This window comes from Rhizobium sp. Rhizsp82 (genome assembly GCF_047325115.1).
Classification (GTDB): Bacteria; Pseudomonadota; Alphaproteobacteria; order Rhizobiales; family Rhizobiaceae; genus Rhizobium.
Genome location: NZ_CP168570.1, coordinates 1,682,141 through 1,697,034, shown reverse-complemented (window position 1 = coordinate 1,697,034; position 14,894 = coordinate 1,682,141). Strand labels below are relative to the sequence as shown.

Sequence of the window (14,894 nt, the reverse complement as noted above, 5' to 3'; positions counted from 1 at the left end):
CACCCCAGAGTGGCACTCGACCGGACAACGCAAATTCCCTATATTGCTTGGCATGGACAAGGATACGGTCATCGCCAAGCTCCGAGAGCACGAAGATGAGCTGCGCGCCGCAGGTGCGGAGCATATGTCTATCTTTGGCTCCGTGGCACGCGGTGAAGCGACACCGGAATCGGACCTCGACATCCTCGTCAAGCTGAGCGACCCCGTTATGAAATCGGGTCTCGGTTACTTCAGCGCGATCGCGAACCTGGAAGACAAGATCACCGAGATCACAGGCTTCCACAAGGTGGATGTAATCGCCGAGCCCCTGGAGAAAGAGCGGTTTCGCCTGAACGTGGAACAGGACCGCACTGTTGCCTTCTAAACGCCCCCTGACGCGGATGCGCGACATCGTCGAGAATGGGGAGGCCGTTTTGGACTATATCCGAGGCATGGACCTGAAAGCCTACCGCGAGAATCGCCTCGTTCGCGATGCGACTGAGCGCTGCTTTGCCAGGATATCGGAAGCAGCCGTCAAACTGGGACCCTTGGCCGAAGAACTGTTTCCGGCTCACGACTGGCTGGCGATGCGTCATTTCGGCAATGTGCTTCGCCACGACTACCGCGGCGTTATCGATACTGTGATCTGGAACGCCGCCACCGATCCGCTTCCACTTCTGCTCGCCGAGCTTACATCTTTCCTTGCCCATTATCCTGAAGAGCAGGAAACGCTCTGACCATTGAAATCGCGTCGCGCTATCCGCATGTTCCGGATCTCGCTGGTATTTAGAGGAAACCGCCATGTCCTTCTTCCCCGGTAAAGATCCCCTGCCCGGCGATGCCTTTGCCTGTGATGCGATCGAGAATCTGATCATTCCGCGCACCAGCGATATCGGCGGATTCCAGGTGCGTCGCGCGCTGCCGACCAGGCAGCGGCGGCTGGTGGGGCCGTTCATCTTCTTCGACCGGATGGGGCCGGCGATCCTCAGGCCCGACGAGGCGCTGGATGTGAAGCCGCATCCGCATATCGGGCTTTCGACGGTCACCTATCTCTTCGACGGCGAGATCCGCCATCTCGACAGCCTCGGCACCGAGAAGGTGATCCGCCCCGGTGATATCAACCTGATGACCGCGGGGCGCGGCATCGTGCATTCGGAGCGCACTCCAGACAATCTGCGCGGACATCCGCTGGCGATGTCCGGGCTGCAGACCTGGCTGGCGCTGCCCGATGAAAAGGAAGAGATGAACCCGGAGTTCACCCATACCGAAAAGGGCGACATGCCTGTTATCGACGATGGCGGCGTGACCGGGCGCGTGGTGATCGGCTCCTTCGAGGGGCTGAAGTCGCCGGTGAAGGTTTTCACCGATACGCTCTATGCCGATATCAGCCTGCAGCCGGGAGCGAAATTCCCCTTCGGTGCTGCGCATGAAGAGCGCGCCGTCTACGTTCTCTCCGGCGAGGTGGTGATTGCCGGCGACCGGTTTGCGGCCGATCAGCTGCTGGTATTCCGTCCCGGCGATGCCATCACGCTCGAGGCGGGCGAACAGGGCTGTCACCTGATGCTCTTCGGCGGCGCGGCGCTGAACTCCAAGCGCTATATCTGGTGGAACTTCGTCTCATCGTCGAAAGAGCGGATCGAGAAGGCCAAGGAAGAGTGGCGCACCGGCCGTTTTGACATCGTTCCGGGGGATGAAGAGGAATTCGTGCCTTTGCCTGAAGGCTGAACTTCTCTAGAATGGAGCGGTTGCGGTTCTTGAAACGCACTTGTTTCGCCGCAATTTAATCGGAATAAGCATCTCCGAGAATGATAAGAAAGAGCGCCCGCCCGTGACACAACCGCCGAAGACACCGCTGCTCGATCAGGTCAAGCTTCCAGCCGACCTGCGCAAGCTCGATGACCGCGAGCTGCCGCAGCTCGCACGCGAGGTTCGCGACGAGATGATCGACGCCGTGTCGCGCACCGGCGGACATCTGGGTGCAGGGCTTGGCGTCGTCGAGCTGACGATCGCCATCCACAGCGTTTTCAACACGCCCGACGACCGGCTGATCTTCGATGTCGGCCACCAGTGTTATCCGCACAAAATCCTGACCGGCCGCCGCGACCGCATTCGTACGCTGCGCCAGGAAAACGGCCTCTCCGGCTTCACCCGCCGTGCCGAGAGCGAATACGACCCCTTCGGCGCCGCGCATTCCTCGACCTCGATTTCCGCCGGTCTCGGCATGGCCGTCGCCGCCGAACTCGACCAGACCGACAAGCGCGTGATCGCCGTCATCGGCGACGGCGCAATGTCGGCGGGCATGGCCTATGAGGCGCTGAACAATGCCGGCGCACTCGACGCGCGGCTGATCGTCATCCTCAACGACAACGACATGTCGATCGCTCCGCCGACCGGCGCGATGAGCGCCTATCTGGCGCGTCTCGCCTCCGGGCGCACCTATATGGGCTTCCGCGACTTCGGCAAGAAGCTGACCGCCTATCTCGGCAAGAAGGTCGACCGCGCCATCACCCGCGCCGTCGAGCATGCGCGCGGCTATGTGACCGGCGGGACGATGTTCGAGGAGATGGGTTTCTACCATATCGGCCCGATCGACGGGCACTCGTTCGAACACCTGCTGCCGGTTCTGCGCAATGTGCGCGACCATGCGGAAGGCCCGGTGCTGATCCATGTCGTGACCCAGAAGGGCAAGGGCTATCCGCCGGCCGAAGCTGCGGCCGACAAGTATCACGGCGTCAACAAGTTCGACGTCATCACCGGCGCACAGGCGAAGGTGAAGCCGAATGCGCCGAGCTATACGAGCGTCTTCGCCGAAGCGCTGGTGCAGGAAGCCGAACTCGACGACAAGATCGTCGGCATCACGGCCGCTATGCCGAACGGCACCGGCCTCGACAAGCTGGCGAGCCTCTATCCGGCCCGCTGTTTCGATGTCGGCATTGCCGAGCAGCATGCTGTGACCTTCGCTGCCGGCCTCGCCGCCGAAGGCTACAAGCCGTTTGCCGCGCTCTATTCCACCTTCCTGCAGCGCGCCTATGACCAGGTGGTGCACGACGTGGCGATCCAGGGACTGCCGGTGCGTTTCCCGATCGACCGCGCCGGCTTCGTCGGCGCCGATGGGCCGACGCATGCGGGTTCCTTCGACACGACTTTCCTGGCGGCACTTCCGGGCTTCGTCGTGATGGCGGCGGCCGACGAGGCGGAACTGAAGCATATGGTGCGTACCGCCGCTGCCTATGATGCCGGTCCGATCTCGTTCCGCTATCCGCGTGGCGAAGGTGTCGGCGTAGAAATGCCCGTTCGCGGTGAAATCCTGCAGATCGGCAAGGGCCGCATCGTCAAGGAAGGCACCAAGGTGGCGCTGCTCTCCTTCGGCACGCGCCTCGCCGACAGCCTGCTTGCCGCCGAAGATCTCGATGCGGCCGGTCTGTCTACCACCGTTGCCGACGCGCGCTTTGCCAAGCCGCTCGACCACGACCTGATCCGCCAGCTCGCCGCCCACCACGAAATCCTGATCACCATCGAGGAAGGCTCCATCGGCGGCTTCGGCAGCCACGTCATGCAGTTCCTGGCGATGGAAGGTCTGCTTGATAACGGCCTGAAGGTGCGCTCGCTGGTCATGCCCGATATCTGGATGGAGCAGGCAAAGCCCGAGGCGATGAATGCCCATGCAGGGCTCGATCGCGCCGGGATCGTTTCGACGGTATTCAAGGCGCTTGGCCGCAGTGTTGCGGTTGGGGTTGCTGGATAAGTCTGAAACTCCCTACCCGGAGCCCCCTCATCCGCCCTTCGGGCACCTTCTCCCCGAGGGGAGAAGGGAATTGCCGCAACGTCTCCGATCCCTTCTCCCCCGCGGGGAGAAGGTGGCCCATAGGGCCGGATGAGGGGGCCGCGGGCACCACCTCCGCGTCAGAGCTACTCCACCATCCCATCCCGATAAAACACCATCCCGCCATGGTGCAGCACGCCGTCGATGAAATCGCCGTCGGCGGTGAAGCCAGTGTCGTCCCAGTATTCGATATGGTCGCCGTCTACCTCGTAGCGTCCCTGGTAGGCGCTCTTGCGGGTGCCGCGGGCTTCGTCGTAGCGGCCGTTCGGCAATAGTTCCTGGCGGATATGGCCGTCGGCGGTGATCCACATGCCGATATAGGGATGGGTCTGCATTTTAGTCTCCTGGTCATTGGCGAAGGCAAGGGTGGCGCCGCAGAGGGCGGCGCCTGTTATCAGAGAGAGCCCGCGCATGATCAGATCGCCGCGTTGGCGGTGGGGCGGATGGTGATCTCGTTGGTATCGACGTCGTCGGGCTGCTCGATCGCGAAGCGGATGGCGCGGGCGATCGCATCGCCCTTCAGCGCGATGGCGCGGTAGGTGGCCATGGCATCCTTCGCGAAGGGCTCGGTGATGGTGCTGGCGAGTTCGGATTCGACGACGCCGGGATTGATGCAGGTGACGCGGAGCTTGCGGTTTTCCTGGCGCAGGCCATCCGAAATCGCCCGCACCGCAAACTTGGTGGCGCAATAGACCGCCGCGGTCGGCGACACCGCGAGGCCGCCGATCGAGGAAACGTTGATGATCTGGCCGCTTTCCTGCGCATTCATGATCGGCAAGACGGCCGCGATACCATAGAGCACGCCCTTGATGTTGACGTCGATCATCCGGTCCCATTCCTCGACCTTCAGCGACGACATCAGCGATAGCGGCATGACGCCGGCATTGTTGACGAGCACGTCGATGCGGCCGAAGGCATCGATCGCCGCCCTGGCGAAGGCCTCCATATCGGCGCGGTCGGTGACGTCGAGGGCGCGGAATTCGACGGTGCCGCCTTGATTGCGGATTTCGGTTGCGAGCGCCTCCAGCCGGTCGGTCCGCCTTGCGCCGATGACGAGCCTGGCGCCGGCGGCGCCAAGTTCGCGGGCGGTTGCGGCGCCGATGCCGCTGCTGGCGCCGGTGATCAGAACTGTCTTGCCTTTGATGCCGGTCATGTCTTCTTCCTCATGCTGTGACTGTGAAGGCCGCCGGGTGCGGCCCCGGCAGAGAATGGTCGCTTGATGGCACCGGCCGGTAGCAGGCTTCTCCGGATTTCTTGTACGATCTTCCGGAAGCGGAGCGTCACGGCTTGGCATTTGCGCCGCTGCCGGTCATGCTGTTCTCATGGAAAAGATTGCCCAGCTTGCAGAATTGATCGATCGCCATGCCGGAACCGACGGCAGCTTCGATACCGCCCTGCCGCGCGTCGGGATCATACGATCCTCGGCGAAGACCGAGCCGATCCACACGATGTACGAGCCCTCCTGCTGCATCGTGGCGCAGGGACGAAAACGCGCGGTGGTGGGCGACAGGGTGCATGTCTATGACAGTGCTCATTACCTCGTCGTCGGCGTCGACCTGCCGGTCATCGGCGCCGTCGTCGAGGCGAGCGCCGACCGGCCCTATCTCTGCATGCGGGTGCAGCTCGATCGCGGCATGCTGGCGGAGCTGATGCCTGCGGCGGAAAACAAGGCGAACGAGAGTGCGGCAGCCGGCGTCAGCGCTTCGACGCCGGAGCTGCTCGATGCTGCCGTGCGGATGCTGCAGCTGCTGGATGCGCCCGAGGATGCCGGTGTGCTGGCGCCGATGATCGAGCGCGAGATGCTCTACCGCCTGATCCGCGGCCCGCAGGCGCCGCTGCTGAGGCAGATCGCCAATCGCGAAAGCCGGCTGAACCAGATCGGCCGGGCAGTAGACTTCATCCGCAAGAATTTCAGCGAGCCCTTCGCGATCGAGCATCTCGCCTCGGTGGCAGGCATGAGCGCCTCGACCTTCTACGAGCATTTCAAATCGGTGATGGCGATGAGCCCGCTGCAGTTTCGCACGCAGCTGAGATTGCAGGAGGCGCGGCGGTTGATGGTGACCGAGGGGCTGACGGCGGCGGAAGCGGGGTTTCGCGTGGGGTATGATAGCCCTTCGCAGTTCAGCCGGGATTATGTGCGCGTGCATAGCGTGCCGCCGCGGCGGGATGTGGAGCGGATGCGGGTGGTGGCGGGGTAGGCCTCGGTAGTTACTGTCGCGCCCCGGAGCCCCCTCACCCTGCCCACCGGGGTCGAGCCAACGGTCTCGACCCGTCCTTCGGACCCCCTCGGGGAGAAGGTGGCGGCAGCCGGATGAGGGGGCCACGCAAGCGCCCAAAACAAAAGGCCCCCAAAGTTTCCTTCGGAGGCCCCATCTTAGATAATCAGGCTGGTCTCAAAACTCTTCCCAATCTTCCTGCACAACAGCAGCGGCCGTTGCAGCGCGGCCGCCAAAAGCGCTGGCGACGCGGTTGTTCAGCGCGCGGGCCGGAGAGGCGACCGAGCGGGAGGCCGGCTGGGCGATGACGGCGCGCGGGGCGACGGCGACGGCTGCGGCGGCACCGAGCTTGAACTGGTGCAGCAGGGCATCGAGAGATGCTGCTTCCTGGGCCAGCGAGTGGCTGGCCGCCGTCTGTTCCTCGACCATGGCGGCATTCTGCTGCGTGCCCTGGTCCATGTTGTTGACGGCGGTGTTGATCTCCTGCAGGCCGATCGACTGTTCGCGGGTGGCGGTGACGATAGCGCCGACGTGGCGGTTGATCTCCTGGACCTCGTTGACGATCTCGGCCAGCGCCTTGCCGGTCTGGTCGACGAGCGACACGCCGGTATTGACCTGTTCGCCCGAGGTGTTGATCAGCGCCTTGATTTCCTTGGCTGCCTGCGCGGAGCGCTGGGCCAGCTCACGGACTTCCTGGGCGACGACGGCAAAGCCCTTGCCGGCTTCACCAGCGCGGGCGGCTTCGACACCGGCATTCAGCGCCAGGAGGTTGGTCTGGAAGGCGATATCGTCGATGACGCCGATGATGTTGCTGATCTCGCCCGAAGACTTCTCGATCTGCTCCATGGCGGTGACGGCCTTGCGGACAACGTCGCCGGAGCGTTCGGCGCCCACGCGGGCACGCTCGACCAGATGACCGACATCTTCGGCGCGCTTGGCGCTGTCGCGGACGGTGGTGGTGACCTCTTCGAGGGCTGCGGCGGTCTCTTCGACCGCTGCGGCCTGCTGTTCGGTGCGGCGGGCGAGATCGTCGGCAGCCGAGCGGATTTCGCCAGCACCGGCATTGATCGCCGAGGCGTTGCGGCCGACGGCCTGCAGGGTCGCCTGCAGCTTTTCGGCAGCATGGTTGAAGTCGGTGCGCAGACCATCGAACTGCTGAGAGAACGGCGAAGTGATGCGGCTTGCGACATCGCCGTTTGCGAGATTCGACAGGCCGGTTGCCAGACCATCGACGACGAAACGGATGTCGGCGGCTTCGCGGGCCTTGTCCTCATCAGAGAGCAGGCGCTGACGCTCGGCTTCACTGCGCATGCGGTCGGTTTCGCCCGACAGGCGCAGCTTTTCGGCGGCAGCTTCCTTGAAGACCAGAACCGACTGGGCCATGCGGCCGACTTCGTCGCGGCGGTCGAGGGCGGGAACGTCGACATTGTGATGGCCATCGGCAAGGCGGCTCATCGCCGTGGTCATGCCGATGATCGGCTGGACGATGGCGCGCGACAGCAGCCATGCAAGAACGGCAGCGGCAAGCGAGGCGCCGATACCGCCGAAGAGCAGCGTGCTGTTCAGGTCGCTATCGGCATCGGCCTGGATGGCGGCGAGCTCAGCGGACTTGTCGCGGGCGGCAGCCTTGATCTTGGCGGAAGCCTGACGGAAGCCGTCGAGCTGGCCCTTGGTGGCATTGACGCCGATCTTGACGACATCGGCGATCGGGGTTTCGGTTTCCTTGCGGGCCTTGGCCTGCGGCTCGGCGAGCTCATGGAAATAGATGTCGGCAGCCTTCTGCATGCCGTCGATCATGTCGAGGATTTCAGGCTCGCCGGCAGCGGTTTGCTTGGCGGCGGCAATCGCCTTGAGCATGCGCTCGCGGTTGGCGAAGATATCGCCATAGGTGCTGTCGGAGCGGAAGAGGATGAAGCCGCGCAGATTGACGGCCTGCTCGAGCATGGCCTGCAGCGCGTCGTCTACCTGGTTGACGAGCAGCTCGGATTTTTCCTGCTGTGCGGAGGCCTCAGCGGAGGCGTTTGCCTTCATATAGACGAAGGACGAGACGGCAACGAAAATGACGATGAGGGCTGCGAACGTGGCCGCAAGCTTCCCCTTGAGTGAGATATTGGCGAACACCGGTAATTCTCCTGGCAAATAATCGGCGTGTCTGATCGGGCCACCGCGGGGCGACGGCAGCAGGCTAAGAAATTTGGGAGGAACATGATTTGCGGGCAGAAAATGCGTGCCGTCATGGCAAAAGCGATTCAGGCGAACCACTGCAATCGGGGCGAACCTAGGCGGCGCGGCTTTAAAATTGCTTAAGTTTGCACCGCACAAAAATAGGGGATGGCGATATTGCGCCACCCCGGCGCTTACTGGACCTGCCCGGGCGCGTTGAGGATCAGAATATCGAGATCCCGCTCCGGCCAGAAATCCGCCGCCGTCATCTCGAATGTCGTCGGGCCGGTTTTCTTGACGTTCGAGCCGCAGAAGCTGATGAGGTTTTTCGGGTCGCCCTTATCCAGCGTCAGCTTGAAGCTTTTGATCGGGCCGTTCCAGTTGGCGCCGGTCTTCAGGATGTAGGAAATCCAGCTTTCGGTATAGTTCGGGCCGCCATTCGCCTCAGCCTTCGCCAGTTTCTGCGCGGCTTTGACGAAGCCTCCGTCCATGCAGTAGCGGCTGCTATATTCGGCGAAGCGATCCCCCTTGGCCTGGCCATCCTCCAGGAAACTGATCGCCACGGTGCCGCCGACGCTCGGCGTGTAGCGGTGCGAGACCGTCACCTTCGCCCTGGCCGGAAAGACGGTCTTCCACCAGTAGGTGGAGCGCAGCGTCCAGAGCGGCGTCATGTGATGCTTCATGCCGCTGCCGTCATTGTCATAGACGTCGTCGTAGAGCAGGCCGCGGGAGAGCCAGTCCTGCTTGACCGCGTCGGGGAGCTTTTCGAGCGCTGCGGCCGTGCCCTCGGCGTAGGGGAGCGGCGGAATGTTCTGCGCCTTCAGGTCATCGGTGACGTCGATGCTGGCGGCGATCGCCCGCTGCTGCAATGCCGGCGAGATCGGCTTGCCGTCCTGCGTCACCGTGAAATCGAGGAAATTGTCCTTGCCGGAATCGGCAATGGCGATATCGCTCTCCACATGGCCCGGCAGATCCGGCATCGGGAAGGCGACAAGCGTCTCGACATCCTTGCCGGCGCTGCTTTCGAAGACGTAATCGACGCGCACTTCCCTGGCCGAGATGAAAAGCGCCTCGCTCTCCATGCTGACGTCAGGAGATTCGATGAAGGTCAGGCCGCCTGTTTTCAGCTCGGCCATCGTATCATTGGCGAGCGCCGGGGCGGCGGTCAGGACGGCGGCGATCAGAGCCACGCTTCTCGATATCGGCATGCCGTCTCACTCCCCTACCCCATGGACAACGGCGGAATTATCGCCGGGTGCCGGCGGGCGTCAACGGCGGCGATGCAAACAAAAGGCTTGCAAGCGCGGGTTTTGCCAGTCATGGACTGCCAATGTCCGATCAGAACCCACAACGTCTCGACCAGCTGCTCGTCAGCCTCGGTCTCTTTGCCAGCCGTTCGCGAGCGCGCGATGCGATCGACCGCGGCACCGTGAAAGTCGGCGGCAAGGTCGTCACCAAGCCGGGCGCGCTGTTTGCCGAAACGGCCGAGATCGAAATCGACGATCCGGCGCAGGATTACGTCTCGCGCGCCGCACTGAAGCTGACGGCGGCGCTCGATCACTTCCGGCTCGATCCGGCCGGGCATCACTGTCTTGACGTCGGCGCTTCGACCGGCGGCTTCACGGAAGTGCTGCTGGAGCGCGGTGCCGCGCATGTGACGGCGATCGATGTCGGCCACGGGCAGATGCATCCACGCATTTCGGCCGATCCGCGCGTAGCGAATATAGAGGGGCTGAACGCCCGCAATCTGACGGCCGACGATATCGGCCATGCCGTGACCTTCCTGGTTTCCGACGTCTCGTTCATTTCGCTGAAGCTGGCGCTTGCCCCGGCACTCGACATCGCCGAGCCGGGCGCCAAGGCGGCGCTGCTGGTCAAGCCGCAGTTCGAAGCCGGGCGCGAGGCGATCGGCAAGGGCGGTCTCTTGAAAGACCCCTCCTCCGCGCCGTCGGTGGCCGCAGAGCTGGAGCGCTGGTTTACCGAAGACATGGGCTGGAAGAGCCTCGGCCTCATCGCCTCGCCGATTACCGGCGGCGACGGCAATCAGGAATATCTACTTGCAGGAATAAAGCCGTGAGCACCGAAACAGTCACGATCAAGAAACTCGGCGGACAGGGCGACGGTATCGCCGAAGGCAGGGATGGCGCGATCTACGTGCCTTTCGCACTGCCGGGCGAGGAGGTCGCGATCGCGCGCGTCAAGAACCAGGGCACGATCATGTCGATCGCCAAGGCCTCGCCGGACCGGCAGGAGCCGGCCTGCCGCCATTTCGGCCCCGACGGCGTCAACGGCACCTGCGGCGGCTGCACGCTGCAGCATTTTTCGGACGCGCCCTACCGCGCCTTCAAGCGGCAGCTGGTGGTCAACGCGCTGAAATCGCAGGGGATCGATGCCGAGGTCGGCGAACTCGTTGCCGCCCATCCCGGCGAGCGCCGCCGCGTCGTCTTCGCGGCGCGCAAGACCGAGAAGGACATGCTGATCGGTTTCAACCAGGCCGAAAGCCACCATATCGTCGCGATCGAGGAATGTCCGATCTCGTCGGCAGGGATCATGGCCCGGCTGCCGGCGATCAAGGCGATCGGCGCGGCGATGGCGACGAATGCCGAAGCCTTCCGCATTTCGGTGCTCGAGACGCTGTCGGGTCTCGACCTTGCCGTTGACGGCATCAAGAAGCTTGCCGACCAGCAGCGCCGCAAGGCTGTCGAGACCGTGCTCGGCATGCGCGGCATCGCCCGTGTCTCGCTGAACGGCGAGATCCTCGTCGAGCCGCAGAAACCGATCGTCGATTTCGGTGGCGTGCAGGTCTCGCCTCCGGCCGGCGGCTTCACCCAGGCGACGAAGCCTGCCGAAGAGGCGATGGCGGAACTCGTTGTCGCCCATGTCGGCAAGGCCAAGCGCATCGCCGATCTCTTCGCCGGTTCCGGTACCTTCTCGCTCCGGCTTGCCCGCATCGGCCGCGTCCATGCGGTCGAAGGCGACGACAAGGCGCTCGCCGCCCTCGATCACGCCGCCCGCAAGGCACAGGGGCTGAAGCCGGTGAGCGTCGAGAAGCGCGACCTCTTCCGCCGTCCGCTGATGACGGCGGAATTCAAGCATTACGACGCCGTGGTCTTCGACCCGCCGCGTGCCGGCGCCGAATTCCAGTCGCAGGAACTGGCGCGCTCGGCCGTCAAGAGAGTCGTCGCCGTCAGCTGCAATCCGCTGACGCTGGCGCGCGATCTCGCGATCCTGATCGAAGGCGGCTACCGCATCACCAGCGTCACGCCGATCGACCAGTTCCTCTGGACGGCGCATGTGGAAGTGGTGGCGACGCTGGAGAAGTAATTCCGCGCCTCCCTCATTCCTGTGCTTGTCACAGGAATCCAGTGCGCCCCAGTCCTGGGGCGCGGGAGATGGCCTTCAAGGGGAATGAGTCATTCACCGCGCAGACGCGCGGTGGCTGGATCCCTGTGACAAGCACAGGGATGAGGGAGATGTTGGGCATGCAGCCCTCTCCCACCCAACGCTCAACCGACGCAAACAAAAATGCCCGCCTCCCCGCAGGCATCTTCAACTCGTGTATAGACAGATCAAGCCACCGGCCGGCTTGCCAGGAAGGTGCCCAGCTGGTCGAGCTGGCCCGCGATCCCCGCCTGGCGGTATTCCACCTTGTCGCCGCCGTCGAGGATGGTGATCTGTTCGGTGAGGACGACATGGGTGCCCTCGGCGACCGGCGTCAGGCTGATCGTCGTCAGCGACGAGGAGATGCGGCGCTCGTTATGCGACATCGTGTAGGCGTAGACGATGCGGCGGTCCTTGACGATATCCTCGTAGCGGGCGTCGGCGACATATTGGTCGCTCTTGCCGAAATCGAACTTGCTGACATCGCGGCCGCCGACGCGGAAATCGTTCTGCGTATAGGTGGTGGTGAAGTTGTCGCCGATCGCCTCCCATTGCAGCCTGGCCTTCGGATCCGACCATGCGGCGAAGACGCAGGCGGGCGAGGCTTCGTAGGTGCGTTCGACGGAGAAGGTGGAATGGACGGTGCTGTATTCAGACATGCGCTTACTCCTCTACTTCTGGCATTTCCGGGTTGGCTTTCAGGTATTCTCCCAGCCTGTCGAGGCTGCGCTCCCAATGGGTGCGGCGCTCGTTGATCCAGCTTTCGGCCGAGCGCAGCGCCGATGGCTCGATGCGGCAGGTCCGCACGCGGCCGAGTTTTTCCGATTTCACCAGGCCGCTCGCTTCCAGCATCTGCAGATGCTGCAGAACCGAAGGCAGGGCCATGGTGAGCGGCGCCGCCAGTTCCTTGACGGAGGCCGGCCCCTTGCACAGACGATCGACCATGCTGCGCCGCGCCGGATCGGCCAGCGCCTGAAACATCAGATCGAGTGCATGCGATTGGTTAGGCATACACCTAACTATATGCATCCGCGACTGCCTGTCAATAATGGTTAGGCAGATACCTAGCTATTTACGCAAACAAAAATGCCCGCGTCTCCGCGGGCATTTCAATTCAGGCACAGACCGTATCAGGCGACGCGGCGGTGGCCGGATGCGGTGGCATGGCCGGTGCCGAGATTGAACTGCGAGAGCAGCTGCATCAGCTTGGCGGCTTCCGCCGCAAGACCATGGCTGGCTGCCGTCTGCTCCTCAACCATGGCGGCGTTCTGCTGCGTGCCCTGGTCCATGGTGTTGACGGCCGTGTTGATCTCGTGGAGACCGGTCGACTGTTCGCGGGTGGCGGTAACGATCGCGCCGACGTGGCGGCTGATCTCCTGGACCTGCGCGACGATCGCTTCCAGCGACTTGCCGGTTTCGCCGACCAGCGTCACGCCGGAGCGGACCTGGGCGTTCGATGCGGTGATCAGCGCCTCGATTTCCTTGGCGGCCTTTGCAGAACGCTGGGCGAGCTCGCGGACTTCCTGGGCGACGACGGCGAAGCCCTTGCCGGCTTCACCGGCACGGGCTGCCTCGACGCCTGCATTGAGAGCAAGCAGGTTGGTCTGGAAGGCGATGTCGTCGATGACGCTGATGATGCTGGAGATCTGCTCCGAGGAGTGCTCGATGCCGGTCATAGCATCGACGGCCTTGCGGACGATCTCGCCGGACTGCTCGGCACCGTTGCGGGTGCGATCGACCAGGTTACCGGCTTCCTCGGCACGGCGGGCCGTGTCCTTGACGGTCGTGGTGATCTCTTCGAGCGCAGCTGCGGTTTCCTCGACGGAGGCTGCCTGCTGCTCGGTGCGGCGGGCAAGACCATCGGCGGCGGTGCGGATTTCGGCGGCACCGGCGTCGATCGCATTGGCATTGCTGCCGACCGTCTGGAGAGCGCCATGCAGCTTGCCGACAGCGCTGTTATAGTCGTTGCGCAGCCGGTCGAGATGGGCGGCGAAGGGCGTCTCGATGCGGTGGGCGAGATTGCCGTCCGAGAGCGCGCCGAGAGCGCCGCCAAGGGCATCGACGGCAGTACGGATTTCGGCGGCTTCGCGGGCCTTCTGCTGTTCGCGGTCCTGGCGCTCGCGCTCGGTCAGCGAACGGCCCTCTTCGGCCTCGCCTTCCAGACGCTGGCGGTCGATCGCGTTGGCCTTGAAGACCGCGACGGCTTCGGCCATCGAGCCGATCTGGTCGCGGCGCTCCTCGCCTGGAATGGCGACCGAGAAATCACCGGCGGCGAGCTTCTGCATCGCGGCGGTCATGGCGGTGACCGGCTGGACGACGAGGCCGTGCAGCAGCCATGCCATGGCAGCGATCATCAGGCCGACGGCGAGAAGCGTTGCGACGGTGGCGGCGATACGGAACTCGTTGAGCGAAGCGAAAGCCTTGTCGCTATCGACGACGAAGGCGAGATACCATTCGACGGTCGGCAGGCCGGTGACCGGCATGAAGCTGACGAGGACCGGCTTGCCGCCGAATTCCGTCGCAACGAGGCCGGAGCCGATCTTCGGCGTTTGCGCCGGGAAGGCGTCGGCGAGCGTCTTGGTGACGAGCTTGGCATCCGGGTGGATGAGGATCTGGCCGCTCTTGTTGACGAGGAAAGCCGTGCCCTGGCCGCCAAGATCGATCTCCTTGATCATCTTGACCATGGTTTCGAGCGAGAAGTCGCTGCCGACGACGCCGGCGAGCTTGCCATCGCGCTGGACCGGAACGGCCGCGCTGATGATCAGGTCACCGCTGGAGGCATCGACATAGGGCTCGGTCATGACGCTGGCATTGGCCTTGACGGCATCCTGGTACCACGGGCGCTTGCGCGGGTCGTAGCCATCGGGCATCGGCAGCTTCGGCCACATGGTGAAGACGCCCTGCTCATCGCCGAAATAGGTGCTGACGAACTGGTTGGTGAGGATATCGTTCTGCAGGACGTTGAGCGTGCCGGCCTGATCGGCGGCGCGGCCGATGGCGTTGGCGACCATGGCGGTCAGCGTCACGCGGCCGTTCATCCAGTTGGCGAGGCTGTGGGCAGCCTGCTCGCCCGACGACTGGATGTTGGCCTCGATCGAAGCCGTCGTCACGTCGCGCTGAACGGAGTTGATGTAATAGGAAAAGGCGGCGAAGGCCGCCAGAACCACGGCTGACGCGGCGACGAGGATGCGCGTCATCAAATTCGTCTTCTTCAAGTGCGTTCTTTCGAAGTATTCCACCGTCTCGTTTGCGCGGATGGACTGCGCGGCAACGCGGATCGGGCGAATGGGGTTGGGCAAAGCTCAGCAAAGCGCGTCATGCGCCCGGACGAA

The 14,894-nt window shown here is 63.8% G+C and carries 14 protein-coding genes; 7 read left to right on the top strand and 7 right to left on the bottom strand.

Annotation, left to right across the window (positions count from 1 at the left end; all coding sequences use genetic code 11):
- Window positions 1-52 precede the first annotated feature (52 nt).
- From ACEN84_RS13055 to dxs, 4 genes are all read left to right on the top strand, one after another.
- Window positions 53-364, top strand: a complete 312-nt coding sequence (locus tag ACEN84_RS13055) for a nucleotidyltransferase family protein (RefSeq protein ID WP_413711087.1) — start codon at window positions 53-55, stop codon at window positions 362-364.
- Between the two features lie 16 nt (window positions 365-380).
- Window positions 381-716 (top strand): DUF86 domain-containing protein, encoded by a 336-nt coding sequence (locus ACEN84_RS13050; protein WP_413711086.1) that lies wholly within the window; start codon window positions 381-383, stop codon window positions 714-716.
- 64 nt (window positions 717-780) lie between these two features.
- A complete protein-coding gene (locus tag ACEN84_RS13045) occupies window positions 781-1,704 on the top strand; it encodes a pirin family protein (protein ID WP_413711085.1) in 924 nt (307 codons plus the stop codon).
- Between the two features lie 103 nt (window positions 1,705-1,807).
- A complete protein-coding gene (dxs, locus tag ACEN84_RS13040) occupies window positions 1,808-3,724 on the top strand; it encodes a 1-deoxy-D-xylulose-5-phosphate synthase (RefSeq protein WP_413711084.1) in 1,917 nt (638 codons plus the stop codon).
- A 164-nt stretch (window positions 3,725-3,888) separates the two neighbouring features.
- On the opposite strand, the gene ACEN84_RS13035 is transcribed toward dxs, so the two are convergent.
- Together ACEN84_RS13035 and ACEN84_RS13030 are read right to left on the bottom strand one after the other, a co-directional pair.
- A complete protein-coding gene (locus ACEN84_RS13035; RefSeq protein WP_413711083.1) occupies window positions 3,889-4,215 on the bottom strand; it encodes an Atu4866 domain-containing protein in 327 nt (108 codons plus the stop codon).
- Window positions 4,216-4,217: 2 nt separating this feature from the next.
- Window positions 4,218-4,955: an SDR family oxidoreductase gene (locus ACEN84_RS13030; RefSeq protein WP_413711082.1), complete on the bottom strand. Its 738-nt coding sequence runs from the start codon at window positions 4,953-4,955 to the stop codon at window positions 4,218-4,220.
- 169 nt (window positions 4,956-5,124) lie between these two features.
- Between ACEN84_RS13030 and ACEN84_RS13025 the strand changes: the two genes are divergently transcribed.
- Window positions 5,125-6,000 carry an AraC family transcriptional regulator N-terminal domain-containing protein gene (locus ACEN84_RS13025; RefSeq protein ID WP_413711081.1) on the top strand — a complete coding sequence of 292 codons (876 nt, stop codon included), beginning with the start codon at window positions 5,125-5,127 and terminating at the stop codon, window positions 5,998-6,000.
- A 195-nt stretch (window positions 6,001-6,195) separates the two neighbouring features.
- Here the strand turns inward: ACEN84_RS13025 and ACEN84_RS13020 are convergent, their stop codons facing one another.
- Window positions 6,196-8,139, bottom strand: a complete 1,944-nt coding sequence (locus tag ACEN84_RS13020) for a methyl-accepting chemotaxis protein (RefSeq protein WP_413711080.1) — start codon at window positions 8,137-8,139, stop codon at window positions 6,196-6,198.
- A 236-nt stretch (window positions 8,140-8,375) separates the two neighbouring features.
- Complete coding sequence (locus ACEN84_RS13015; protein ID WP_413711301.1) at window positions 8,376-9,383, bottom strand: DUF4424 domain-containing protein; 1,008 nt, start codon at window positions 9,381-9,383, stop codon at window positions 8,376-8,378.
- 128 nt (window positions 9,384-9,511) lie between these two features.
- On the opposite strand from ACEN84_RS13015, the gene ACEN84_RS13010 reads away from it, so the two are divergent.
- Entirely contained in the window at window positions 9,512-10,258 is a 747-nt protein-coding gene (locus ACEN84_RS13010; protein WP_413711079.1) for a TlyA family RNA methyltransferase, read from the top strand.
- Complete coding sequence (locus tag ACEN84_RS13005; RefSeq protein WP_413711078.1) at window positions 10,255-11,505, top strand: class I SAM-dependent RNA methyltransferase; 1,251 nt, start codon at window positions 10,255-10,257, stop codon at window positions 11,503-11,505. The genes ACEN84_RS13010 and ACEN84_RS13005 overlap by 4 nt, the downstream gene beginning before the upstream one ends.
- Before the next feature lie 245 nt (window positions 11,506-11,750).
- On the opposite strand, the gene ACEN84_RS13000 is transcribed toward ACEN84_RS13005, so the two are convergent.
- The 3 genes from ACEN84_RS13000 to ACEN84_RS12990 all read right to left on the bottom strand — a co-directional run bounded on the left by ACEN84_RS13000 (window position 11,751) and on the right by ACEN84_RS12990 (window position 14,759).
- Window positions 11,751-12,221, bottom strand: coding sequence for an SRPBCC family protein (locus ACEN84_RS13000; RefSeq protein ID WP_413711077.1), 471 nt, complete (start codon window positions 12,219-12,221; stop codon window positions 11,751-11,753).
- Window positions 12,222-12,225: 4 nt separating this feature from the next.
- Entirely contained in the window at window positions 12,226-12,573 is a 348-nt protein-coding gene (locus ACEN84_RS12995; RefSeq protein ID WP_413711076.1) for an ArsR/SmtB family transcription factor, read from the bottom strand.
- Between the two features lie 119 nt (window positions 12,574-12,692).
- On the bottom strand, window positions 12,693-14,759 hold the full coding sequence (locus ACEN84_RS12990) for a methyl-accepting chemotaxis protein (protein WP_413711075.1): 2,067 nt from the start codon (window positions 14,757-14,759) through the stop codon (window positions 12,693-12,695).
- Window positions 14,760-14,894 lie beyond the last annotated feature (135 nt).

Coding starts and splice junctions, on each gene's coding strand:
- ACEN84_RS12990 (WP_413711075.1), bottom strand. CDS start 14,759: ATGACGCGCATCCTCGTCGCCGCGTCAGCCGTGGTTCTGGCGGCCTTC.
- ACEN84_RS13025 (WP_413711081.1), top strand. CDS start 5,125: ATGGAAAAGATTGCCCAGCTTGCAGAATTGATCGATCGCCATGCCGGA.
- ACEN84_RS13000 (WP_413711077.1), bottom strand. CDS start 12,221: ATGTCTGAATACAGCACCGTCCATTCCACCTTCTCCGTCGAACGCACC.
- ACEN84_RS13050 (WP_413711086.1), top strand. CDS start 381: ATGCGCGACATCGTCGAGAATGGGGAGGCCGTTTTGGACTATATCCGA.
- ACEN84_RS12995 (WP_413711076.1), bottom strand. CDS start 12,573: ATGCCTAACCAATCGCATGCACTCGATCTGATGTTTCAGGCGCTGGCC.
- ACEN84_RS13035 (WP_413711083.1), bottom strand. CDS start 4,215: ATGCGCGGGCTCTCTCTGATAACAGGCGCCGCCCTCTGCGGCGCCACC.
- ACEN84_RS13055 (WP_413711087.1), top strand. CDS start 53: ATGGACAAGGATACGGTCATCGCCAAGCTCCGAGAGCACGAAGATGAG.
- ACEN84_RS13045 (WP_413711085.1), top strand. CDS start 781: ATGTCCTTCTTCCCCGGTAAAGATCCCCTGCCCGGCGATGCCTTTGCC.
- ACEN84_RS13030 (WP_413711082.1), bottom strand. CDS start 4,955: ATGACCGGCATCAAAGGCAAGACAGTTCTGATCACCGGCGCCAGCAGC.
- ACEN84_RS13010 (WP_413711079.1), top strand. CDS start 9,512: ATGTCCGATCAGAACCCACAACGTCTCGACCAGCTGCTCGTCAGCCTC.